Below are 22,084 nucleotides of genomic sequence, written 5' to 3'. Positions count from 1 at the left end.
GCGTCCGCCGCCGCCCTACCCCGCCGTCGTGAAGGACGACTCCCGCAGTGCCGGCGCCACCTCGCGGGCGAGGAGCTCGACCGAGCGACGGCTGGACGCCAGGGGCATGCCGGCCCAGTCGGTGCGCAGGACGAAGTGGTCGATGCCGAGGTCGCGCCAGGCGAGCAGGGCGCGACGGCAGTCGTCGGGGTCGCCGATGACGAACCGGTCGTCGGCGAGGGCGGCGAACTCCATCCGGAACGACTCCCGGTCGGGCATCACCCGGTCCTGCCCCCAGTCCGCGTAGACCTGGTACTTGCCCTCGAGGAACGGATGGGCCCGCTCGAGCGCCTCCTCGCGGGTGTCCGCACAGAACACCTCGCGCATGAGCGGCCGGGACGTCCCCGGGCCACGGCCGTGCGCGGCGCGCTCGGCGTCGTAGAGCTCCAGCTGCCGCCGCACGGTCGCCGCCGTCGCGTGCGGGTTGATCATCCAGGCGTCGGCGAGGCGCGCGGCCCGACGCACGGCGTTGTCGGAGTTCGCCGCCATCCACACGGGCGGCTCCGCGACCGGCCGCATGAGCGCCTGCGCGGCGTCGAGCCGGGTCCACGGCAGGTCGCGGGTCACCACCTCGCCGCGCCACAGGGCCCGGACGATCGCGAGGTTCTCGGTGAACCGGCGGACCTTCTCCTCCGGCGGGACCCCGAACGCGGCGTACTCCTCGGACCGGTAGCCGAGGCCGACCCCGAACACAGAGCGCCCGCCGGTCACGACGTCGAGGCTCGCGTAGGCCTCGGCGGTGTCCACCGGGTGGTGCAGCGCGAGCAGGTGGATGCCGGTGCCGACCGTCATCTCGCCCGCCTCCGCCGCCACCCGCGCGAGCCACGGCAACGGCTGGATGTGCGCGAACGACGCCGCCAGGTGGTGCTGCCCGGCGAACACCGAGTCGAGGCCCTCGTCGCGGGCGGTCCGCACGAGGGTCAGCTGGTCCTCGAGCGTCGCCCGCGGGTCCTGCTCCGGACGACGTTGGTGGGTGAGGAAGACGCCGACGCGGACGTCACCCACGGCAGGCCTCGGCGAAGTCGATCGCCGGGGTGTCGTCGCCGAGACCGAGCACGGCGGCCCGGACGCGTTCGGCGGTGGCGGGGTCGGCGGCCGTCCCGATCGTCCCGTCGAACTTCGCCTCGATGTCGGCGTTGGACAGCGGACGCTCGTCGTGGCCGCGGTTGACCTGCTCGCGGCGGGTGAGCCGGCGCCCGTCGTGCAGCTCGAGCTCGACGTGGCCGGAGTAGGCCCGCGGGAAGGCGCCCTCGTGGTCCTCGACGACCTCGACCTTCCGGGTCAGCTCGAGGGTCGCCGGGTCGGCCAGGGCGTCGTCGTCGAGCTCCGCCAGCCCGAAGCGACCGCGCCGCAGGACGGTGGCGACGACGTAGGGCAGCGAGAACTTCGCGTCGTACTCGTCGCGGGGCGCCCACTTGTTGGCCGGCGGCTCGCAGACCACCTTCCCGGGCACCGGGTGGATCGCGCACCGGATCGACCGCACCTCCTCGGCCCGCACCCCGTGCTCGGCGCGCAGTGCGAGCGTCGCGTCGGCGAAGGCGTGGATGAAGTGGCAGATCGGATACGGCTTCACCGCGGTGCGCATCAGCTCCCACCGCTCGCCCAGCCCGTCGGCCACCGCCGACGGGTCGGAGTCGCGCCGCTGCAGGTGGGTCGCGTAGAGCCCGAACCGGCCCTCGTAGACGGCGGCCGGACCCCGCCAGTCCTGCTCGGCGAACGCCGCCGCCGTCATCCCGGAGCTCGCCGCCCAGCCCGGGTGCAGGCGCTTGGTCCACGAGCCGTCCTCGAGGAACTCGAGCAGGCCCGCCGACATGGACCCGACGATGCCCTGGGCCGCCGTGATCCCGGCGGCGTCCAGCCCCCACAGCTTCGCCGCGGTCACCGCGGCGCCGAACGCCCCGGCGACGGCGGTGGGGTGGAACCCGACGTCGTGGAACCCGCCCGCACCGCCGAGCCCCACCCGGGCCGACACCTCGACGCCGAGGACGTAGGCGAGCAGCAGGTCCCGGGTGGTCGCGCCCGCCGTCGTCGCGGCCGAGATCGCGGCCGGCAGGGCGGCGGCGGAGACGTGCGTGACGGCGGGGATGTGGGTGTCGTCGAAGTCCATCCCGTGCACGAGCACCCCGTTGAGGGTGGCCGCGTCGCGCGGGGCGAGCCGGTCGGGCATCCCGAGCACCGGGTGCTCGCCGGCGCCCAAGCGCCCCAGCGCGTCGCGGGCCTTCGTCGGGAAGTCGTAGACGGTGGAGGCGAACGCCAGCCCGACCGCGTCGAGCACGAGGTACCGGGCGCGCTCGAGGACCTCGTCGGGCACGTCGCCGGGGCGCAGCCCGGCCGCGAAGTCCCCGACGGCGGCGGCGAGCGAGGTCCGCGGCGGGCTGTCGATCGTCATCGTTGACTCTCCTTCGACGGTGAGGTGCGCTGCGCGCCTGTGAGTACTCATCCGTGTCAGAAGACGGATGAGTACTCACAGGACGCAGTCACCCCAGGAGCGGCTTGACCTTGGTGCCGAAGTCGTGGACGCCCTGCTCGAAGTCGTCGAAGGTGAACATCATCCCCTCGACGCCGGGCATCTCCGCGACCTGGTCGATCTGGCGCGCGACGGTCTCGTAGGAGCCCACGAGCGTCGCCATGTTGAAGTTGACCGCGCCCTCGGGGAGGTTGATCGTGCGCGCGGTCCCGGACTCGTCGGCGGTCGTGTCGTTGCTGCCCTCGTCGGACATGTAGCCGAGGGCCGCGAGGTCCGCACCGGCCTGGTAGGAGTCCCACTTCGCACGGGCCTCCTCGTCGGTCTCGGCCATGATCGCCATGAACAGCGGCAGGGACCGGACGTCGCGCCCGCTCGCCGAGGCGGCCTTCGCGAGGCGCTCGGTGGGCTCGCGGTAGACCTGCGGGTCGTTGACGCCGGGCGCGAGGATGAAGTTGTAGTCGCCGTACTCGGCGCAGAACTGCATGCCGCGGTCGGACTGCCCGGCGCACACGATGTCGACCTTGCCGGTGGGCCGCGGGGACAGGACGCAGTCCTTCATCTGGAAGTACTGGCCGTCGAGGTCGCAGCGGCCGGTCTCCCAGAGGTCGCGCAGGACCTTGACGTACTCGGTCGAGTAGTCGTAGCGGTAGCCGAAGTAGTCGTCCCCGGGCCACAGGCCCATCTGCTCGTACTCGCCCTTGGCCCAGCCGGAGACGATGTTGACGCCGAAGCGGCCGGGGGCGATCGAGTCGATCGTCGACGCCATGCGGGCCACGAGGGCCGGGGGCAGCGTGAGGACCGCGGTGGAGGCGTAGAGCTTGATCCGCTCGGTGACGGCGGCGAGGCCCGCCATGAGCGTGAACGACTCGAGGTTGTGGTCCCAGAACTCGGTCTTCCCGCCGAAGCCGCGCAGCTTGATCATCGAGAGCGCGAACGCGAAGCCCTGCGCCTCGGCCTCCTGCACCACGCGGCGGTTCAGGTCGAACGAGGGCTTGTACTGCGGAGCGTTCTCCGAGATCAGCCAGCCGTTGTTGCCGATCGGGATGAAGACCCCGAAGTCCATGTCGACCACACCTTCCGTGGGAGCGTCCTGCTGTGAGCCGGACCACGAAAATACATCAGACGTTTATCGCGAGGAAGTCTTCCGTGTAACGTCCACGGGTCGTCGCCGGTGGTGACCGGTCCGTGACTGGAAGACGTGCGCGGCCCGCAACGCGGTCGCCTCGGCGTGCGGCCGCGCGATCAGCTGGGCCGAGATCGGACACCCGTCGGCGGCCACGCCCGTGGGCACGGCGAGCCCCGGGACCCCGGTGAGGTTGCCGAGCATCGTCGAGCGCGACTGCGCCGCGTAGAGCGGGTACTCGACGCCGTCGACCACCACCGTGCCGTCGAGGCGCGGCGCGGTCGACGGGCAGGTCGGCACGACGACGAGGTCCGCCACCGCGAACACCGCGTCCAGCTCGCGCTGCAGCTCGACCCGGAACTGCTGCGCCCGCAGGTAGTCCTGCGCGGGGGTGGTGATGCCCTGGCTGATCCGCCGGACCACCACCGGGTCGTAGTCGCCCCAGCGGTCCCGGTCGACCCGGTGCAGCGTCGCGGCCTCGGTGAACACGAGGAGGTACCCGATCGCGAGCGCCGCGGCGGCTCCCGGGATCTCGGCCGGCACCACCTCCGCGCCCGCGTCGACGAGCTCCGCGACCAGCGCGTCGACCCCCGCCCGCACCTCGGCGTCGCACAGCTCGGTCAGCGCCCCGCCGGGCACCGCGATGCGCAGCCCCCGCACGTCGGTCGGAGCGTTCCCGACAGAGCGATCGAGCACGCCGATAGGGGGTTCGGGCCGCCAGGACCGCGGGTCACGGTCGTCGGTGCCTGCCAGCACGTCGAACACGCGCGCGACGTCGGCGGCACTGCGCGCGATCGGCCCGACCGTCTCCGCGGTCCACGACAGCGGCACGACCCCGACCCGCGAGATCGCGCCCGCGGTGGGCTTCAGACCCGTGAGCCCGGTCCAGGCCGACGGCAGCCGCACCGATCCGCCGACGTCGGTCCCGAGCGCGAACGGCACGGCGCCGGCCGCGACCGCCGCCGCGGAACCGGTCGACGACCCGCCCGCCCAGCGGTCCCGGTTCCACGGGTTGCGCGTGGGCCCGAAGCGCGGCGGATGCGGGCCCCCGACAGCGAACTCGGTCGTCGCGTCCTTGCTCACCGGGATCGCTCCGGCCGCCTCGAGCCGCCGCACGACCTCCGCGGACGCCGCCGCCGGCGTGTCGCCGTGGCACCAGGACCCCGCCGTGGTCGGGACGCCCGCGACGTCGATGACGTCCTTGACCCCGAACGGCACGCCCTCGAGAGGACGGGCCGTGCCGTCGCGCCAGCGCCGCGCGGACTCCGCCGCGGCCGCCGTGGCGCGGTCGTCGAGGAACCGGATCGTGCAGTTCAACGCCTCGTGCGTGGCCCGCAGGTCGGCGAGCGACCGGGCCACCTCGTCCTCCGGGGTCCGCTCCCCCGCGGCGTAGGCGGCGAGGAGACCTCCGATGCCCTCCTCGTCGTCAGGAAGATTCCCGACGGCGGGTGCGGTGCGGTCGCGTCGGACCCACCGGTCCCCGTCGGCCGGGTCGGCGTCGAGGTCGAGGGCACGGGGCCGGTCGCGCAGCGCGGCGATCGCGGGCTCCGCGCCGGTGACCGCCGTGTGCATCGCCTCGGCGAGGTCGTCGTCGAGGGTGAAGCCGAGGCGGGCGGCCTGGTCGCGCAGCGCATCCGACGTCGGGAAGCTCATCCCACCGTCGCCTTGCCGGCCAGCAGCGACTTCGCGATGCCGGTGCGCAGGACGTCGTTGGTGCCCTCGCCGATCGACATGAGCGGGGCGTCGCGGTAGAGGCGCTCGATCTCGAACTCGGTCGAGTAGCCGTAGCCGCCGTGGATGCGCATGGCGTCGGTGGCGCACTGCAGCGCGGTCTCCGAGGCGAACACCTTCGCCATGCCGGACTCGGTGTCCATCCGCACGCCGTCGTCCATCCGCGAGGCCGCCCAGTAGGTCATCAGCCGCGCGGCCTGCAGCTGCACGGCGATCTCGGCGAGCCGCAGCTGGACGGCCTGGAAGTCGCCGATGGGCTGCTTGAACGCCGTCCGGTCGCGGGCGTAGGCGAGGGCCTCGTCGTAGGCCCGCTGCGCGATGCCGACGGAGCGGGCGGCGATGTTGATCCGCCCGGTCTCCAGCGAGGAGAGCGCCTGCTGCAGGCCCTTGCCCTCGACGCCGCCGAGCAGCTGCGACGACGGGACCCGGACCTCGTCGAGCACGACCTCGCAGGACTCGGTGCCCTTGTAGCCGAGCTTGCCGATGTCCTTGGAGACCGTGAAGCCCTCGGCGTCGGCGGGGACGAGCAGGATGCTCATCCCCTGGTGGGCGGGCTGGGCCCTCGGGTCGGTCTTGACGAGCACCGGCAGCGGGTCGGCGTGGCGGGCGTTGGTGATCCAGGTCTTGGTGCCGGTGATGACGTAGTCGTCCCCGTCGCGGCGGGCGGTGGTACTGATGCCCTGCAGGTCCGTGCCCGCGCCCGGCTCGGTGAGCGCGATGCCGGTCCGGCGCTCGCCGGTCGCGAGCTCGGGCAGGTAGGCGTCGCGCTGCTCCGGGGTGCCGTGGCGGGCGATCATCCAGCTCGACACCGAGTGGCTGCCGAGGATGCCGGCGATGCCCATCCACCCGCGGGCGATCTCCTCGAAGGTCAGGGCGAAGGAGACGGTGTCGGCGGCGATCCCGCCGTACTCCTCGGGGATCGACAGCCCGAAGAGGCCGAGCTTCCTCATGCTCTCGACGATCTCGGTGGGGTACCGGCCGGAGTGCTCCCAGTCGCGGGCGACCGGCACGATCTCGCGGTCGACGAAGTCGCGCAGCGTCTCGCGGTAGAGCCGCTGCTCGTCGGACAGGGTGAAGTCCACGGTGTCTCCTCAGCGGGTGGGCGCCGACGGCGCCTCGGGAACGGGGTGCGCGGTGGCCGCCTCGGCGAGGGGCTTCGCGGCGGTCGCCGGGTCGGGCGGCGGGCCGAACGCGGCGGCGGCGCGGAGCGCGGCGATGCGCTCGTCGTCGTACCCGAGCCCGGCGAGCACGGCGTCGGTGTCCCGGCCCATCGGGGGTGCGCCACGGGCCGGCACGACGTCGGCTCCGGGCGGCCCGACGCGCACCGGCGAGCGCAGGGAGCGGACGGTCCCGAACCGCGGGTGCTCGGTCTCGACGACGAGCGCGCGGGCCAGGGTGTGCGGGTCGTCCAGCGCGCCCGCGACCTCCTGGATGGGCGCGGACGGGATGCGCGCGGCGTGCAGCGGGGCGAGCCACTCGGCCACGGTGCGCTCGCGGAAGGCGTCCTCGAGCAGCGGGACGAGGACGTCGCGGTGCCGGTCGCGGTCGGCGAACGTGGCGAAGCGCGGGTCTCCCGCCAGCTCCGGGCGGCCCATCACCTCGGTGAGCCGCACCCAGAACTTCTCCTTCGCGCACCCGACGACGAGCCAGCCGTCGGCGGCCTCGAACGCCTGGAACGGCACGAGCGACGGGTGGGCGGAGTGGTGGGTGCGGGCCGGGGTGAAGCCCTCGGTCATGTGCCAGGTGGCGGGGTAGGTCAGGAGGCTGACCGCCGTGTCGTAGAGGGAGAGGTCGCAGTCGGTGCCCACGCCGTCGCGGCGGGCGGCGTGGATGCCCGCGAGCAGCCCGATCGCGGCCACGAACCCACCGCTGTAGTCCACCAGCGAGAGCCCCGTCTTCTGCGGCGCGCCGCCGGGCTCGCCCGTCACCGACATCCACCCGGCGAGGGCCTGGAGCACGTAGTCGTAGCCGGGCTCGTCGGCCCGCGGGCCGGTCATGCCGAATCCGGTGAGCGAGCAGCAGACGATGCGCGGGTTGACGTGCTTGAGGTCCTCGTAGCGGATCCCGAGCTTGGCCGGGACGTCGCCGCGCAGGTTCGAGTACACGGCGTCGGCCGAGCTCACGAGGTCGTGGAAGACCTCGCGCCCGGCGTCGGTGCGGATGTCGAGCAGCATCGAGGACTTGTTCTTGTTGAACGACTCGAAGAACAGCGAGTCCTCGCCGCCGGCGTAGGGCGGCACGTAGCGCCCGACGTCCCCGCCCGAACCGGGGTCCTCGATCTTGATGATCTCGGCGCCGAGGTCGGCGAGGTGCATCGACCCGAACGGACCCGCCCCGTACTGCTCGAGCGAGACGATCCGGACGTCCTCGAGCGGCCTCACGACGTGCCCTCGAGCGTGAGCGGGGTGGCCGCCTGCGGGAAGAGCGAGGCCGAGCCCGAGGAGTCCCGCCGGTGGACGTAGAAGGTGCGCTTGAAGCTCAGCACCTCGACGGCGTCCTGGTTGAGCGTGCGGGTGCGGATCGTGACGATGCCCGCGTGCGGACGGCTCTTCGACTCGCGCTTCCCGAGCACGATCGACTCCGACCAGATGGTGTCGCCGACGAACACCGGCGCGGTCAGCGTGAGGTCGTCGAGGCCGAGGTTGGCGAAGGCGTTCTGCGTGGTGTCGGTCACCGACTGCCCCATGGCGATCGCGATCGTCAGGGGCGACGCGACGAGCATCCGGCCGAACTCCGAGGACTCCCCCACCTGGGCGTTGAAGTGCGCCTGGTTGGTGTTCATCGTCAGGAGGGTGAACCAGGTGTTGTCGGTCTCGTTGATCGTCCGCCCCAGCGGGTGCTGGTAGACGTCCCCGACCTCGAAGTCCTCGAGGAACCGCCCGCGCCAGCCGTCCTTGACCGTCATCGAAGCTCCTTTCGTCGCCCCCTCGGACGCTAAAGGTCTGATGTTTGCCGGGCAAGAGCCTCCGCACTGATGTCCTCCAGCGTCCGGTTGCTGGTGCGCTCGCCGAACAGCAGCAGGACCAGCCCCATGAGCAGCGCGGCGACGGCCAGGTAGACGTACACCGCGACCGTGCCGGCGCCGGTGTAGATCGCCGCCACCAGCACGCCGCCGACCACGCCCGCGAGGCGCCCGGACCCGTTCGCGATCCCGGAGCCGAGCCCACGCAGCTCGAGCGGGAACACCTCCGCGATGTAGGTGTAGAGGACGGCGACGCCGGTCTGCATGAGCATCGACGCCGCGAAGCCGCTGACGACGATCCAGACCGGGTCGGTGACGAGGCCGAAGACCAGCAGCAGCACCGCGACGACGCACTGCAGGCCGAACACGAGCGTCTTGCGCTCGACCCGGTCGATCACCGGGAACGCGAGCAGCGCGCCGGGCACCGCGGCGATCGCGAGGATCGAGGCGAAGGTGAGCGACTGCGCGGTGGTGTAGCCGCGCTCCACGAGCAGCGTCGGCACCCAGGCGGTGAACCCGTAGAAGCTCAGGATGAGGAAGACGCAGGCCGCGGCGGCGACCACGACCCGTCGACGCGCCCCGCGCAGGAGGTCGCCGACCGTCGCCGCGGGCACCGGGGGCACGGCCGTCGGCGTCGGCAGCTCCCGGCCGGTCGCGGCGCGCGCCTCGTCCTCCATCCGCGCGATGAGCGCCGCCGTCGCCGGGGTGGTGCGGCCGTGCGCCGCCTGCCACCGCGCGGACTCGGGCAGCACACGGAGCGCGACGAGCCCGAACACCGCCCCGAGGGCGCCGAACACGAAGATCCAGCGCCACGTGTCCGGTCCGAGCGGGACCACGAGGCGGGCCAGCCAGGCCGCGATCGGCACCCCCGCCAGCCCGACGGCGAGCAGGATCGCCTGGTACCGCCCGCGCAGCGCGCGGGGGAACATCTCGCTCACGTAGACCAGGAGCACGCCGGTCATCGCCTGCAGGCCGAACCCCGTGAGCACGCGCAGCACCCCGAGGCTCGCCGCGTCCCACGCGGCGGCGGAGAGCAGCGAGAACGTGGAGTAGAAGAAGACCGAGCCGATGAGCACGGGCCGCCGACCGAACCGGTCGGAGAGCCGGCCGCCGACGATCGCGCCGACGAACATCCCGACGAAGCCCGCCGAGGTCACCAGCCCGACCGTGCCGATCGACAGGCCCCACTCGGCCCGCAGGGCGGGCGCGGCGTAGGCGAACGCATTCAGGTCGACGAGGTCGAAGACGAACAGCGCGCCCAGGACCACCACCCACCTCCGGTGGGTCCGCGTCACCACGGGCAGGCGGTCGATGCGGGCCGCGAGGTCCGACCCCGGGCCGGTCCGGGGACCGGTCGATCGGATGTCCGGCGGGTCGGTGGCGGTCATCGGCACTCCCCTCTCCGCGGGCCTCCCCGACGGCGGCCCGTCCCGACCCGGCAGCGGAGGCGGTGGCAGCGGGTGGTGGAGATGGCGCCGCGCGGCCGTAGGCTGTTGTCCGGGTCACAGCGACCGTAAATGTCCGATGTATCGGGCACAAGGGCATCCGACGACGGGGCGGACGGTCGGACGTTTCACGCATCGAGCCGCAGCCACCGGGTCGGACGCCGCGTAGGGTGACCGCCGTGCCACCGACGCGCCCCTCCTCGAGCCCCCGCGCGGCCGCCGCGGCCGACGGCGGGACCTCGGGCCCGGCGGCTCCCGCCCGGCTCCGGGTGCAGCGGGTCCGGCCCGCGTACCGCCAGGTCGCGGACGAGCTCCGGGCCCAGATCGTCGGCGGCTCCCTGGACGCCGGCCAGCGCCTGCCGAACGAGGCCGACCTCGGTCGGGCCTTCGGGGTCAGCCGCAGCACCGTGCGCGAGGCGCTGCGGGTCCTCGCGAGCCAGCACCTCATCGAGACCACCCGGGGCGTGCAGGGGGGTTCGTTCGTCGCGGCGCCCGACCCGGCGCAGGTCGTGGAGGACGTCGGCGGGGCGCTCGGCGTCCTCGTCATGACCCCGCAGCTACGGCTGCACGACCTGCTGGAGGCCCGCCTCCTGCTCGAACCCTCCGCCGCGCGGCTGGCCGCGCAGCGGGCGGACGCCGACACCGTGGAGGCCATCCGCACCGCGGCCGGCGCCCCGCGCGACCGACGGGACCCGAGCGGCTTCGTCGGCCACCTGGACTTCCACACCACCGTGCTCATGGCGACCGGCAACCTGATGATCACGATGATGGGGCAGCCGGTGAACGACGTGCTCCGCACCCGGCTGCGCCGCGTCGGCGTCGAGGCCGCGGAGTGGGACCGGGTGGACGAGTGGCACCGGGACATCGCCGACCACATCGCGGCGGGCGACGCCGCGGCGGCCGAGGAGGCCATGCGGGACCACCTCGTCGCGCTGCGCTCGCTCTACGAGCGCGACGGGCTGTGGACCGACGAGGACGCCCACCGCTGAGCCCGGCGCCCGCTCACTCCGGCTTCGGCAGGCGCCGGACGTCCAGCTCCGTCTCCACCGCGGCGCCGTCCGGTCCCCGCTCGACCCGGTACGCCCCCGCACGGTCGCGTTCGGTGAGTGCCTCGACCAGTTCGGTGCCGCGGTAGAGCAGGCCGGCGCCGTCGTCGGTGGCGTAGGCGGTCGGCAGGACCTCGTCGGCGACGAGACGGTGCAGCAGCGGTCGGCGCTCCGCCTCCGAGTCGTAGTGCACGCCGTTGGCGTACGGCAGCAGACCGAGACCGTTGATGACGGGCTGCAGGGTCGGCCCGAACGAGTCGGTGGTGCCCCCGACGTGCCAGCAGATGGAGCCGGCGGAGACCCCGGTCAGCACGACCCCGGCCTCCCACGCCTCGCGCAGGATCGTGTCCAGGCCGTGCAGCCGCCACAGCGCGAGCAGGCCCGCGACGCTGCCGCCCCACACCCAGATCACGTCCTGGGCGAGCAGGTGTTCCCGCAGGTCGGCGACGTTGGGCATGGGCAGCAGCGCGACGTGGCTCGCGTTCCAGCCGACCCGCCAGGCGTTGTCGTAGAAGGTCATGACCAGCCGCGGGTCGTCGCCCACCGCCGTCGGCACGAGGCACACCTTCGGCGCCCGGCCGACCACGCCGGCCAGCTCGACGGCGTGGTGGGTCAGCGGGGCGACCCGCCAGTCGATGCGGTCGTCGCGGCGCAGGCCGCCGGAGGTCGCGAGGATCGTGGGGCCGTCGGCGGGCATGTCGCCGGACGGTAGTCGCGCGCGACCCGTCGTCGCCGACGGCCGTGATCCACCCCGCGAGGTTTGACGCCGGGGTAACCGTCGGCTATGCGACTGTTGATCGCGGGAGCGTCCGGCTTCGTCGGGCAGCGACTGTGCGAGGCCCTCACCTCCGCCGGCCACGCCGTGTCCGCCATGACCCGCCGTCCGGACCGCTACGAGGGGTGCGGGGACCCGGTGCGCGGCGACGTCCACGACCCGGCGACGCTGCCGGGGGCGCTCGCCGGTCACGAGGTCGCCTACTACCTCGTGCACTCGCTCGACCGCGCCGACTTCGTGCACGCCGACGCCGAGGGCGCCCGGGCGTTCGGGCGGGCTGCCGCCGAGGCCGGGCTGCGCCGGATCGTCTACCTCGGAGGTCTCGGCGACGACCGCGACGACCTCTCCGACCACCTCCGCAGCCGCCGCGAGGTGGAGACCCACCTCGGGGAGGCCGGCGTGCCGGTCACGACGATCCGCGCCGGGATCATCGTCGGGCACGGCGGGATCTCGTGGGAGATGACCCGCCAGCTGATCACCCACCTGCCGGCCATGGTCTGCCCGCAGTGGGTCTACACGCGCACCCAGCCCATCGCCATCGACGACGTGGTCCACTACCTCGTCGCCGTGCTCGACGTCGACGCCACCACCGGGCGGGCCTTCGACGTGGGCGGACCCGACGTCCTCGTGTACGCCGACATGATGCAGCGGGCGGCGACGGTGATGGGACGCCGGCGACTGGTGATCGTGCCGGTGCCGCTGCTGACGCCGTCGTTGTCGTCCCGATGGCTCTCCCTCGTCACCGACGTCGACACCGCCACCGGGCGCTCGCTCATCGACTCGATGTCGAACGAGGTGGTCGTGCGCGACGACGCGATCCGCCGCCTCGTCCCGCTCGACCCCATGTCCTACGACGACGCGGTGCGGCGCGCGCTCGCCGACCGCGACGAGGCCGCCCGTCCCACGGTCGAGGACCACGCCGCGGCAGCGTGAGGGCGGGGTCTGGCCTCCCCGGGTAAGCACGGTTATGGTGCGCGGTCGGTAGGGGGCTCCAGCAGCGTGGGCCTCCTCCGCTCTGCTGCTAGCCCCGGTCGCGGGTCGTCGCGTCGAGTCGCTCGAGGAACACTTCGGCGAACTCCGCGACGCCCGCCGCGCCCACCTGGCGGCGCAGCGACCGCCAGGTGAGGGTCAACCCGTCGTCGTGACCGACCACCCCGAGCGTCACGGCCATCCGGGGGGACAGGACGGGCGGGCTGAAGCGCACCTCGCGCACCGCGCCGGCCTCACCGAGGTCGCCGAACGACGCCGGCCCGAGGTTGGACAGGATCGTCGACTCCACGAAGCGCCCCTCCACCAGCGGCAGGAGGCGTGGCGCCACCCGCTTCACGCCGCGCGGCACGACGAGCACCGAGAGCACGTCGGCGATCCACCCCGCGGTCCCGCGCTCCTTCACCGCCCGGGTCTGCGCGGACACGGCGGCGATCGCCGACCCGGGGTCCGCGAGATCCCGCGTGGGCACCACGATCGCGACGTAGCTCGCGAGGTTCGCCACCACCTCGCCGTCGGCGCGCAGGTCGACCGGCATCATCACCGACACGCTGCGCCCGACCCGCCCGCCGCGCCGCTCGTTCCACGCGACCACGGTGCGCAGGTGCGCGGCCAGCAGGCAGTCGTTGAGGGTGGCCCCCTCGGGCTTGGACTTCCGCAGCGCCTTCACGACGGCGGGTTCCAGACGGCGGGTCACGAGGGCGTGGTGCGGTCCGTCCTCGCCGCCGTCCCCCGCGATGCGGGTCAGCCCGGCCCTCCCCCACGCGTCGGAGGCGATCTTCGCCGCGCGGGCGGCGACGTCGGACGCACCGCGCGCGCCGGCGAGGCGCCGGAGGTCCCGGGCGTGCGCGAGCCCGTCGTCGGGAAGAGGCCGTCCGGCGTAGGCGTCGACCACCGACGCGACGAACCGGAGCGCCCCGCGCCCGTCGATCGCGGCGTGGTGGAAGCGGAACGCCACCACGTCTCCCTCGCCGTCTCTGGCGACCATCACCGACACCGCCCGGTCGTCGGGCAGGCGGGACTGCAGCACCTCCCGCGCGACGGTGACGTCGTCGACCACCTCGACGGCGAGGGGCGCGTCGAGCGCCCAGCGCGCGTGCAGCGCCCACGGGCGCTCGGGAGCGGGCCGGGCACGGGCCATCGGGTGGGCGTCGGCGGCCGTGGCGAGGGCCGCCGCGAGGCGTGCCGTGTCGACGTGACCGGTCACCCGGATCTCGAGGTGGACGGAGAGCACCGACACCGCACGGAGGTCGAGGAAGGCCTCGTCGAGCGGGGTCGCGGGGAGGGTGCGCGGCACGACGCGGGATGCCCACGGCGGGCTCGCGTCAGTCGGACGGCAGTGGCGCATACCTCTCGTGACGAATGCCGTGTCGAAACTCCTGCATTCGAGTGAAGGATCGATCAAGATCGACGGAGTCCGTCGCAATCCGTGCAGCACGGACGATCAGTGCGGCATCGACCCCGCTGCACTCCGCCGGCGGGGCGATTCCCGTGAGGACCCATCGATGACGCAGCAGCTCCCCCCGCACGCCTCCCCCGAGCAGCCCGCCACCGCGTACGCCCCCGCCGCGCCGCAGGGCACGAACCTCATGGCGATCCTCTCGATCGTCTTCGCGTTCGTGTTCTCCCCGCTCGGCATCGTCTTCGGCATCATCGGCCGCAAGCAGACCGCCCAGCGGAACGAGGGGGGTCGCGGGCTCGCGACCGCCGGCATGTGGCTCTCCATCGCCTTCACCGTGATCGGCCTGCTGGTCGCCGTCATCGTCGGCATCGGGGCCGCCTCGGTCGCGAACCAGGTCCCGCAGCAGCCGGGCACCACCCAGCAGGCCCCGGGCGAGCAGGCCCCGAGCACCGCGAGCGCGCCGGTCGTCGCCCCGGAGCAGCTCGCCCCCGAGGTCGCCGCCCAGACCGCCGCCGAGGACGTCACCTGCCCCGAGCCGCTGCCCGGTCAGATCGGCGCCACCACCACCTGCTCCGGGACCGTCGACGGCGGCCCCGCGCAGTTCGGCGTGACGGTCAACAGCGTGAACGGCACCCAGGTCGGCTTCCAGATCGTCCGGATGAGCTGACCACCCGCTCCACCCGCTCCACCCGCTCCACCCGCTCCCCAGCCCGCTCCCCGCCCCGCGTGAGGGGAACCCTCGTGCCACAAGAGCGCCCGAGGGTTCCCCTCACACGTCTGCGGAGCACCGCCCGACTCAGCCTCCGACGTGCTCGACCAGGACGTCGGCGGCGAGCTTCCCGAGGGCGTGCGCGGCGAGCGGGCTGTCGCCCGTGATGAGACCGCGGTCGCGGTGGACGTGTCCGGCCATGTCGTCGTTGACCACGACGAGGCCCGCGTCCCGCAGCCCGGCGGCGAGCAGCCAGGGCATCTCCCCGGGGATGTACCCGATCTCCAGGTTCGCGCCCGTGTCGAGCGCGTCGGGGAAGGCACAGACCTCGTAGCCCGCGAGCGGAGACTCCGCCCGGTCCTGGCCGGCCGCGAGCAGGGCCGCCGGGCCGTGGCACAGGGTGATGATGAAGCGGTCGGTCCCGAGGAACCGGTCCAGGACGGCCTGGACGTCGGCGGAGTCGTGCAGGCCCTGCATCGCTCCGTGCCCGCCGGGGATGAACACGGCCAGGTGGTCGTCGAGCCCCTCGGTCAGCACCGCGCCCAGCCGCTGCGGCCGACGGAACTGCGGGAGCAGCTCGTCGAGGGCCCGGTGCACGGCCTCGTCGTCGGGCGGGGTCGCCCAGTGCTCCAGCTTCACCGGCAGACCCGACACCGTCGCCACGTCCACCTGGAAGCCCGCCGCGCGCAGGTGCATGAGCGGGAGCAGGGTCTCGACGGGGTGGTTGCCGGTGGAGAACAGCCGACCGTTCGCCATCGGCAGGTACCGCTCGTCGGTGCCGATCACGAGGATCCGCCACCGGCCCTCCGTGTAGGCGCCCTCGTGCTCGACGCCGTCGAAGTCGCTGCGCGGGGGCACGTACTGCCCGAGCGAGTACGGGGACGGGAAGAACGCGTCCCGTTCGGCCGGATCCGGCGTGGGTTCTCTGGACTCGCCCCCGCGGGGCACGGTCAGGTCCGTCATGGCGTGCGCTCCTCGTCCGTCGACGCTTTTCCTCGACGGTGCCCGACCCGGACGGCTCGCAACCGTGGGCCGAGGCCGCGAGCAGCACCCTGACACGGTTTCGTAGCGTCGTCCCGGTGTCGACCGGCGGTGCCGGGGTAAACGATCCCGGGTCCCGCCGGACAGGTGGTCCCGCTCGACCGACCTCCAGCAAAGGGGCCACCGACATGACCGACTACGCCGAGTACTCCGAGGTCCTCGAAGGAGCGTGTCCCTTCGGGGGCAACCGCATCGGGGGCGTCGAGACCTCCGCCCCGACCCTCTCCGACTGGTACCCCGACCGGCTGCGCGTGGAGCAGCTGCACCGCAACGGTGCCGCCGCGAACCCGCTCTCCGACGACGACTACTCCGCCGCCTTCAACTCGATCGACCTCGCCGAGCTCAAGGCCGACATCCGCCACTTCATGACGACGTCGGTCCCCTGGTGGCCCTCGGACTACGGCAACTACGCGCCGCAGATGATCCGCATGGCGTGGCACTCCGCGGGCACCTACCGCATCGCCGACGGCCGCGGCGGCGCCGGCGAGGCCATGCAGCGCTTCGCCCCGATCTCGAGCTGGTGGGACAACGGCAACACCGACAAGTCCCGGCGTCTGCTCTGGCCGATCAAGAAGAAGTACGGCTCGTCGCTGTCCTGGGCCGACCTGATGATCCTCACCGGGAACGTCGCCCTCGAGGTCATGGGCTTCCCGACGACGGGCTTCGGCGGCGGTCGCCGCGACGCGTGGGAGGCCGACGACGCCACCTACTGGGGCCCCGAGTACATCGCCATGACCGACGTGAAGTCCTACGACGACATGGTCATCCGCGGCGACCGCTGGACCGGCCGCCCCGGCGACGCGAACTACGAGCTCGAGCAGCCGCTCGCCGCGTCGCACCAGTCCCTGATCTACGTCAACCCGGAGGGTCCCGAGGCGAACGGCGACCCGGCCGCCTCCGCCAAGGACATCCGCATCACCTTCGGCCGGATGGCCATGAACGACGTCGAGACGGTGGCCCTGATCGCCGGCGGCCACGCCTTCGGCAAGAGCCACGGTGCCGTCGCCGCCGACCGGATCGGCGCGCCGCCGGAGATGGCGCCGCTCGAGGCGATGGGCCTGGGCTGGCACAACCCCGAGGGCTCCGGCAACGCCGAGCACACGATGACCAACGGCATCGAGGGCTCCTGGACGCAGAACCCCACGCAGTGGGACAACTCCTACCTGGAGAACCTGTTCGGCCTCGAGTGGGAGCAGACGCAGAGCCCCGCCGGGGCGTCGCAGTGGAAGCCGGTCGACGCGGACGCGCCGAAGACCCCCGACGCCCACCTCGACGGCGTCGAGCACCCGCTGATGATGATGACCAGCGACATCGCGCTGAAGGTCGACCCGGTCTACCGCGAGATCTGCGAGAGCTTCCTCGCCGACTTCGACTACTTCACCCGCGAGTTCTCGAAAGCCTGGTACAAGCTGACCCACCGCGACATGGGTCCGAAGTCGCGCTACCTCGGCCCGGAGGTCGCCGCCGAGGACTTCATCTGGCAGGATCCGCTGCCCGCCGCCGAGCACGGCCCGCTGTCCGACGCCGACGTCACGCGCCTCAAGCAGGCCGTGCTCGACTCCGGGCTCTCGGTGTCCGACCTGGCCTTCACCGCCTTCTCCTCGGCGGTGACCTACCGCGACACCGACAAGCGCGGCGGCGCCAACGGGGCCCGGATCGCCCTGGCCCCGCAGAAGGACTGGGCGATCAACGCCCGCACCGTCCCCGTCGTCGCGAAGCTCCGCGAGGTGGCCGAGGCCGGGGGCGCGAGCCTGGCCGACGTCATCGTGCTGGCGGGGTGCGTCGCGGTCGAGCAGGCGGCCGCCGCGGCGGGCGTCCAGGTCACGGTGCCGTTCACGCCGGGCCGGGTCGACGCGACCCAGGACCAGACCGACGTGTCGCAGTTCGAGTGGCTGGCCCCCGTCGTCGACGGGTTCCGCAACTACGTCATCGACGGCTACACCTCGATCACCGGCATGGCCCCGGAGCGGGTGTTCCTGGACAAGGCGGCGCAGCTCGGGCTGAGCGCGCCGGAGTGGGTCGTGCTCACCGGTGGCCTGCGGGCGCTGGGCTGCAACCACGACGGGTCGGGCGCCGGGGTCTTCACCAACCGGGTCGGCACGCTCAGCACGGACTTCTTCGACGCGCTGACGAGCATGGACTACGAGTGGCACGCGGCCGACGACGACGCGACGTCGTTCACCCTCGACGACCGCGAGAGCGGCCGCCCGGTGTTCCAGGCGACCCGCAACGACCTCGTCTTCGGGTCCAACGCCCAGCTCCGCGGCATCGCCGAGGTGTACGCAGGTGACGATGCCCAGGAGCGCTTCGTGCGCGACTTCGTCGCCGTCTGGGACAAGGTGATGATGTTCGACCGGTACGACGTCAAGGTCGGCTGAGGCCGGCGGCGGTGGCGCGCGAGTCCCTTGCGCGCCACCGCTACGGTGACGCCATGTCGCTGCAGGTCGTCGCCCTGATCACCGCCAAGCCCGGCTCCGAGGAGCTCGTCGGGCAGGCCCTCGCCGAGCTCGTCACCGCCACCCGCGGCGAGGAGGGCTGCCTCTCCTACGAGCTCAACCGCTCCGGCGCCGACGGCACGGTGTTCGTCACCGTCGAGCAGTGGCGCGACCAGGCCGACCTCGACGCCCACATGCAGACCCCGCACGTCGCCCAGGCCTTCACGACGGCGGGCGAGCACCTCGCGGGGCCGCCCGCCATCCACCCGCTCGTGCCTGTGGCTTCGCCAGGTGAGCAGTAAGTGGCGCTATAGGCCCACTTTCTGCTCACCTGCGGCGCAGCCGCACACCGCGTCGAGCGCCGCCGCGATCTCGGCCCGGACGGCCGGGTCGGCGATCAGCCCGTCGTCGCCGACCTGCGCGCGGGTCAGCGGCACCCGACGGCAGGCCGCGTCCACGACCCGCGCCTGGACGTAGCCGAGCACGGTCGCGAGCTCGGTGTGCGCCCCGCGCCCGCCGGTCGGCGCCGCGACCCCGGCCGCGTTGATCCACCCCACCGGCAGACCGGGCATCTCGGCGCCGCCGACGGTCCAGTCGAGCAGGTTCTTGAACGCGCCCGGCAGCGCGCCCGCGTACTCGGGCGTGCAGATCAGCAGGGCGTCGGCCGCGGCCAGCGCACCCCGCAGGTCGGCGACGGCGGGTGGGAGCGGCTCGACGTCGTCGTCGGGGTTGAACGCGGGTAACGCGGCCAGCCCGTCGTACAGCCGTGTCCGTGCCGGGTCCATCGCCGCCGCCGTGCGGAGCAGCGCCGTGTTCGTCGACCCCGCCCGGGTGCTCCCCGAGACCAGCAGCACCGTCGTCACGCGGAGCAGCGTAGGACCCGACCGCGCTGCTTCGGCTGACCCGCCGGACGATGAAGATCCGAACCTCCGGGGCGCGTCGCCGCTGCCGGTGGGCGTGTCGCCACAGGACTTCGGATCTCCGCAATCAGTTCCGGCGGCCCAGCAGCCCGTCCACCAGCATCCGCACGTACACGTCCGCCACGACGTCGGGTGACCGCGAGCCGGCCGGGTCCAACCAGCGGGCCGTGCCGTTCAGAGCGTCGAGCAGGGCCAGCGCCGCGAGGGCCGGGTCCTCGACGGTGAACTCCCCCGACCGCACGCCCGCCGTCACGGTGTCCCGAACCCGCCGTTGGTAGTGCCGCCGGTGCGACTCGACCTCGGCGCGGTGCTCGGGCGTCAGCGCCGCGAGCTCCTGCAGCCCGACGAGGAACTCCACCCGCCGTCGGACCAGGTGCTCCAGGTGCGCCCGGCACAGGGCGGCGAGCCGGGTGCCGGGGGTGCCGGCGTCGTCGAGCAGCGGCAGGGTCTCCTCGACGGGCTCCAGGGTCACCCGTCGGCAGATCGCCGCGAGGATCTCCTCCTTCGACGCGTAGTGGTGGTACAGCGAGGCGCCGCGGATCCCGAGCTCGTCGGCGATGTGCCGGGTGCCCACCGCGTGGTAGCCCTCACGCGCGAACAACGCTGCCGCCGCGTCGACGATCTGTTCGGGGGTGACCCGGCGCCGCCCCGACAGCGGGACGGGTTCAGACATCGACCCGCCGCAGCTCGCGCTTGAGCACCTTGCCCTGCCCGTCGACCGGGAATGCCTCGACCACGTGCACGGCCTTCGGCGTCTTGTACGACGCCAGGTGCTCCCGGCAGTACGCGACGAGCTCCGCCGGTTGGACGGGGGCGCCGAGGATGACGAACGCCGTCACCGCCTCCGACCAGTACTCGTCGGGGCGGCCGACGACCGCGGCGCGCAGGACGGCGGGGTGCGCGTGCAGCACCCGCTCGACCTCCTGCGACGACACGTTGAAGCCACCCGACTTGATCATGTCCTTGGCCCGGTCGGCGAAGAACAGGTTGCCCGCCTCGTCGGCCCGCACGATGTCGCCGGTGCGCAGCCACCCGTCGTCGGAGAAGACCTCCGCGGTGCGCTCGGGCTCCCGGAAGTAGCCGAGCATCACCGAGGGCGAGCGGCACCAGAGCTCGCCCGGCTCCCCCGGCGCGGCGTCGGCACCGTCGGGGCGCACGATCCGCGTCTCGAGGTGCGTGACGGGCACGCCGATCCACGACGGGTCGGCGTCGGGGATGTCCTCCAGCCGCGAGAACCAGCCGACGGAACCGAGCTGCGAGAGCTCCGACTGCCCCCAGTAGGTGCCCCACACGACGCCGTCGGCGGCATCGGCCCACGCGTCGACGGCGGCCGGTGACACCTGCCCGCCGTAGGTCATGGCCCGCCGCACGGAGCCGACCGTGGCGGGTCCGAAGCCCTCGGCCCGCGCGAGCGCGAGGTAGAACGTCGGGGTCTGCGCGACCACCGTGACCTGCTCCGACGCGATGAGCTCCAGCGCCCGCGCGGGCTCGAGCGAGTCCGGGAGCACGAGCGTCGCACCCATCATCGTCAGCGTCGTCATCGAGCCGAGCCCGGCGATGGTGAAGAACGGCATGGCGAACAGCCACGTGTCGTCCGGGCCGGTCCGCAGGCCCCAGCTCCATGCCGGCGCCGTCGAGATCAGGTAGTTCCGGTGCGGGATCATCACGCCCTTCGGCGTGGACTCGGTGCCGCTGGTGTAGACGAGCATCGCGAGGTCGTGCTCGTCGACGTCGGTGTCGGGCTCGTGGTCCGGGCCGGCGAGGACCTCGGCGAGCGGGACCCAGCCGTCGACTCCCGACCCGAGCACCACCCGCCCCAGCACGCCCGGGGTGATCGGCGAGAGCAGCTCCACGTACTCCGCCCCGGCGATCACGACGGCGGGCTCGGCGTGGCCGAGCTGCGCCGCCACCTCGTCGCGGCCGTGGAGCACGTTGATCCCGGTGAACGCGGCGCCGGCCTTGAGCGCGCCGTAGTAGACGGCGATGACCTCGACGGCGTTGCGGGCCATCACCGCGACCCGGTCCCCGCGCCGCACGCCGAGCGCGAGCAGGTGGTGGGCGACGGCGTTGGCCTGCCGGTCCAGCTCGCCGTAGGTGGTCTCGCGCCGCGCCCCGGCGTCGTAGGAGATGACCGCGACCCGCCGCCCCTGCGTGCGGGCGTGCCGTCGGAGCTGGTCACCGATCGTCGCCCGGCCCACCGGGCGGCGGTGGACCTCGGGCAGGGCGCGGACGTCGACGGACGTGCTCACGCGGGCGCCCCGGCGAACAGCGGGCGCCCGAAGGTCTCGTCGAAGGTGATCTGCTCGACCGGGGTGCGCGACAGCTTCGTCGGGAAGGACCGCGCCGGGTAGCCGACCGCGATGTGGGCGGCGGTGATGTGGTCGTCGGGGACGGCGAGCAGCTCGCGGACCTGCGGCTCGACGGCGCACAGCAGCGTCGTGACCGCGGTGGCGACGCCCTGGGCGCGCAGCGCGAGGCAGAGGTTCTGCATCGTCGGGTAGATCGAGGCGCCGCCGACCACGGAGAGGCGGCCGAGGTCGGTGTCGGTCGGGTGCAGGCCGGAGGTCTCGGCGCACAGCACGAGGATCGCGGGGACCTGCGCGAGATGGCGGGCGAAGTGGTCGGCGTCGGTGACCGTCTTCGGCAGCGCGTTGGCCTGCACCGTGCCCTCGCCGATCCCGGCGAAGTAGGCCTCCCACATCGGGAGGTAGAGGTCGGCGAGGGCCTGCTTGCGGGCGGCGTCGCGCACGACGATCCACTTCACCGGCTGCCGGTTGCCGCCCTGCGGGCCGAAGCGGGCCGCGTCGATGGCCGCGTGCAGCACCTCGTCGGGCACCGGGTCCTCGCGGAAGTACCGGCACGTGCCCGTCGTGCGCATCGCCTCGTCCAGCTCCATCGCCGGTTCTCCTATCCGCGGGTAGGCCAGGTTCCGGTCACTGTGCTGTGGTGGCGAGCACACGTCAACCCCGTCCCTGCAGGTCGTCCGAGGGCTTGCGCCGAGG

General features: G+C 73.2%; 20 protein-coding genes. 5 read left to right on the top strand and 15 right to left on the bottom strand.

Annotated features, from left to right (window positions below):
- Nucleotides 1-15: 15 nt before the first annotated feature.
- The 8 genes from BJ983_RS03795 to BJ983_RS03760 all read right to left on the bottom strand — a co-directional run bounded on the left by BJ983_RS03795 (nucleotide 16) and on the right by BJ983_RS03760 (nucleotide 9,710).
- A complete protein-coding gene (locus tag BJ983_RS03795) occupies nucleotides 16-1,044 on the bottom strand; it encodes an LLM class flavin-dependent oxidoreductase (RefSeq protein ID WP_179792588.1) in 1,029 nt (342 codons plus the stop codon).
- Complete coding sequence (locus BJ983_RS03790; protein ID WP_179792587.1) at nucleotides 1,037-2,428, bottom strand: MmgE/PrpD family protein; 1,392 nt, start codon at nucleotides 2,426-2,428, stop codon at nucleotides 1,037-1,039. Before BJ983_RS03790 ends, BJ983_RS03795 begins: the two co-directional genes overlap by 8 nt.
- 88 nt (nucleotides 2,429-2,516) lie before the next feature.
- Nucleotides 2,517-3,569 (bottom strand): pyrimidine utilization protein A, encoded by a 1,053-nt coding sequence (gene rutA, locus BJ983_RS03785; RefSeq protein WP_179792586.1) that lies wholly within the window; start codon nucleotides 3,567-3,569, stop codon nucleotides 2,517-2,519.
- A gap of 63 nt (nucleotides 3,570-3,632) precedes the next feature.
- Nucleotides 3,633-5,282: an amidase gene (locus tag BJ983_RS03780; RefSeq protein WP_246325525.1), complete on the bottom strand. Its 1,650-nt coding sequence runs from the start codon at nucleotides 5,280-5,282 to the stop codon at nucleotides 3,633-3,635.
- Complete coding sequence (locus tag BJ983_RS03775) at nucleotides 5,279-6,442, bottom strand: acyl-CoA dehydrogenase family protein (RefSeq protein ID WP_179792585.1); 1,164 nt, start codon at nucleotides 6,440-6,442, stop codon at nucleotides 5,279-5,281. The genes BJ983_RS03780 and BJ983_RS03775 overlap by 4 nt, the downstream gene beginning before the upstream one ends.
- Before the next feature lie 9 nt (nucleotides 6,443-6,451).
- Nucleotides 6,452-7,741: a CoA transferase gene (locus tag BJ983_RS03770; RefSeq protein WP_179792584.1), complete on the bottom strand. Its 1,290-nt coding sequence runs from the start codon at nucleotides 7,739-7,741 to the stop codon at nucleotides 6,452-6,454.
- On the bottom strand, nucleotides 7,738-8,265 hold the full coding sequence (locus BJ983_RS03765) for a MaoC family dehydratase (protein ID WP_179792583.1): 528 nt from the start codon (nucleotides 8,263-8,265) through the stop codon (nucleotides 7,738-7,740). The genes BJ983_RS03770 and BJ983_RS03765 overlap by 4 nt, the downstream gene beginning before the upstream one ends.
- A gap of 29 nt (nucleotides 8,266-8,294) precedes the next feature.
- Nucleotides 8,295-9,710, bottom strand: coding sequence for an MFS transporter (locus BJ983_RS03760; RefSeq protein ID WP_179792582.1), 1,416 nt, complete (start codon nucleotides 9,708-9,710; stop codon nucleotides 8,295-8,297).
- Between the two features lie 236 nt (nucleotides 9,711-9,946).
- Between BJ983_RS03760 and BJ983_RS32050 the strand changes: the two genes are divergently transcribed.
- Nucleotides 9,947-10,756, top strand: coding sequence for an FCD domain-containing protein (locus BJ983_RS32050; protein ID WP_179792581.1), 810 nt, complete (start codon nucleotides 9,947-9,949; stop codon nucleotides 10,754-10,756).
- Between the two features lie 13 nt (nucleotides 10,757-10,769).
- On the opposite strand, the gene BJ983_RS03750 is transcribed toward BJ983_RS32050, so the two are convergent.
- The gene (locus tag BJ983_RS03750; protein ID WP_179792580.1) at nucleotides 10,770-11,510 is read right to left on the bottom strand and encodes a Type 1 glutamine amidotransferase-like domain-containing protein; all 741 of its coding nucleotides are present in this window, start codon (nucleotides 11,508-11,510) and stop codon (nucleotides 10,770-10,772) included.
- Between the two features lie 87 nt (nucleotides 11,511-11,597).
- Between BJ983_RS03750 and BJ983_RS03745 the strand changes: the two genes are divergently transcribed.
- On the top strand, nucleotides 11,598-12,521 hold the full coding sequence (locus BJ983_RS03745; RefSeq protein WP_179792579.1) for an NAD(P)H-binding protein: 924 nt from the start codon (nucleotides 11,598-11,600) through the stop codon (nucleotides 12,519-12,521).
- An 88-nt stretch (nucleotides 12,522-12,609) separates the two neighbouring features.
- Here the strand turns inward: BJ983_RS03745 and BJ983_RS03740 are convergent, their stop codons facing one another.
- On the bottom strand, nucleotides 12,610-13,872 hold the full coding sequence (locus tag BJ983_RS03740; RefSeq protein WP_179792578.1) for a hypothetical protein: 1,263 nt from the start codon (nucleotides 13,870-13,872) through the stop codon (nucleotides 12,610-12,612).
- A gap of 208 nt (nucleotides 13,873-14,080) precedes the next feature.
- Here BJ983_RS03740 and BJ983_RS03735 point away from each other — a divergent pair, with 208 nt between their 5' ends.
- On the top strand, nucleotides 14,081-14,644 hold the full coding sequence (locus BJ983_RS03735) for a DUF4190 domain-containing protein (protein ID WP_179792577.1): 564 nt from the start codon (nucleotides 14,081-14,083) through the stop codon (nucleotides 14,642-14,644).
- A 129-nt stretch (nucleotides 14,645-14,773) separates the two neighbouring features.
- Here BJ983_RS03735 and hchA read toward each other — a convergent pair whose 3' ends face one another.
- Entirely contained in the window at nucleotides 14,774-15,649 is an 876-nt protein-coding gene (gene hchA / locus BJ983_RS03730; protein ID WP_179792576.1) for a glyoxalase III HchA, read from the bottom strand.
- A gap of 206 nt (nucleotides 15,650-15,855) precedes the next feature.
- On the opposite strand from hchA, the gene katG reads away from it, so the two are divergent.
- The gene (katG, locus tag BJ983_RS03725) at nucleotides 15,856-18,105 is read left to right on the top strand and encodes a catalase/peroxidase HPI (protein ID WP_179792575.1); all 2,250 of its coding nucleotides are present in this window, start codon (nucleotides 15,856-15,858) and stop codon (nucleotides 18,103-18,105) included.
- Between the two features lie 53 nt (nucleotides 18,106-18,158).
- On the top strand, nucleotides 18,159-18,464 hold the full coding sequence (locus tag BJ983_RS03720; RefSeq protein ID WP_179792574.1) for a putative quinol monooxygenase: 306 nt from the start codon (nucleotides 18,159-18,161) through the stop codon (nucleotides 18,462-18,464).
- 6 nt (nucleotides 18,465-18,470) lie between these two features.
- On the opposite strand, the gene BJ983_RS03715 is transcribed toward BJ983_RS03720, so the two are convergent.
- From BJ983_RS03715 to BJ983_RS03700, 4 genes are all read right to left on the bottom strand, one after another.
- Entirely contained in the window at nucleotides 18,471-19,025 is a 555-nt protein-coding gene (locus BJ983_RS03715; RefSeq protein ID WP_343053693.1) for an NADPH-dependent FMN reductase, read from the bottom strand.
- A 124-nt stretch (nucleotides 19,026-19,149) separates the two neighbouring features.
- On the bottom strand, nucleotides 19,150-19,755 hold the full coding sequence (locus BJ983_RS03710; RefSeq protein ID WP_179792573.1) for a TetR/AcrR family transcriptional regulator: 606 nt from the start codon (nucleotides 19,753-19,755) through the stop codon (nucleotides 19,150-19,152).
- Nucleotides 19,748-21,331, bottom strand: coding sequence for an AMP-binding protein (locus tag BJ983_RS03705; RefSeq protein ID WP_179792572.1), 1,584 nt, complete (start codon nucleotides 21,329-21,331; stop codon nucleotides 19,748-19,750). The genes BJ983_RS03710 and BJ983_RS03705 overlap by 8 nt, the downstream gene beginning before the upstream one ends.
- Complete coding sequence (locus BJ983_RS03700; RefSeq protein ID WP_179792571.1) at nucleotides 21,328-21,978, bottom strand: nitroreductase family protein; 651 nt, start codon at nucleotides 21,976-21,978, stop codon at nucleotides 21,328-21,330. The genes BJ983_RS03705 and BJ983_RS03700 overlap by 4 nt, the downstream gene beginning before the upstream one ends.
- Nucleotides 21,979-22,084 lie beyond the last annotated feature (106 nt).

This window comes from Actinomycetospora corticicola (assembly GCF_013409505.1).
In the GTDB taxonomy this organism is placed as follows: Bacteria; Actinomycetota; Actinomycetes; order Mycobacteriales; family Pseudonocardiaceae; genus Actinomycetospora; species Actinomycetospora corticicola.
Note: the sequence above shows the minus strand (reverse complement) of the source record. Positions and strands in the feature narration are given on the sequence as shown.

Excerpts from the sequence above, each read along its gene's own strand:
- BJ983_RS03750 (WP_179792580.1), bottom strand. The coding sequence starts at position 11,510 with ATGCCCGCCGACGGCCCCACGATCCTCGCGACCTCCGGCGGCCTGCGC.
- katG (WP_179792575.1), top strand. The coding sequence starts at position 15,856 with ATGACCGACTACGCCGAGTACTCCGAGGTCCTCGAAGGAGCGTGTCCC.
- BJ983_RS03780 (WP_246325525.1), bottom strand. The coding sequence starts at position 5,282 with ATGAGCTTCCCGACGTCGGATGCGCTGCGCGACCAGGCCGCCCGCCTC.
- BJ983_RS03700 (WP_179792571.1), bottom strand. The coding sequence starts at position 21,978 with ATGGAGCTGGACGAGGCGATGCGCACGACGGGCACGTGCCGGTACTTC.
- BJ983_RS03720 (WP_179792574.1), top strand. The coding sequence starts at position 18,159 with ATGTCGCTGCAGGTCGTCGCCCTGATCACCGCCAAGCCCGGCTCCGAG.
- BJ983_RS03790 (WP_179792587.1), bottom strand. The coding sequence starts at position 2,428 with ATGACGATCGACAGCCCGCCGCGGACCTCGCTCGCCGCCGCCGTCGGG.
- BJ983_RS03760 (WP_179792582.1), bottom strand. The coding sequence starts at position 9,710 with ATGACCGCCACCGACCCGCCGGACATCCGATCGACCGGTCCCCGGACC.
- BJ983_RS03745 (WP_179792579.1), top strand. The coding sequence starts at position 11,598 with ATGCGACTGTTGATCGCGGGAGCGTCCGGCTTCGTCGGGCAGCGACTG.
- BJ983_RS03765 (WP_179792583.1), bottom strand. The coding sequence starts at position 8,265 with ATGACGGTCAAGGACGGCTGGCGCGGGCGGTTCCTCGAGGACTTCGAG.
- BJ983_RS03710 (WP_179792573.1), bottom strand. The coding sequence starts at position 19,755 with ATGTCTGAACCCGTCCCGCTGTCGGGGCGGCGCCGGGTCACCCCCGAA.
- BJ983_RS03735 (WP_179792577.1), top strand. The coding sequence starts at position 14,081 with ATGACGCAGCAGCTCCCCCCGCACGCCTCCCCCGAGCAGCCCGCCACC.
- hchA (WP_179792576.1), bottom strand. The coding sequence starts at position 15,649 with ATGACGGACCTGACCGTGCCCCGCGGGGGCGAGTCCAGAGAACCCACG.
- rutA (WP_179792586.1), bottom strand. The coding sequence starts at position 3,569 with ATGGACTTCGGGGTCTTCATCCCGATCGGCAACAACGGCTGGCTGATC.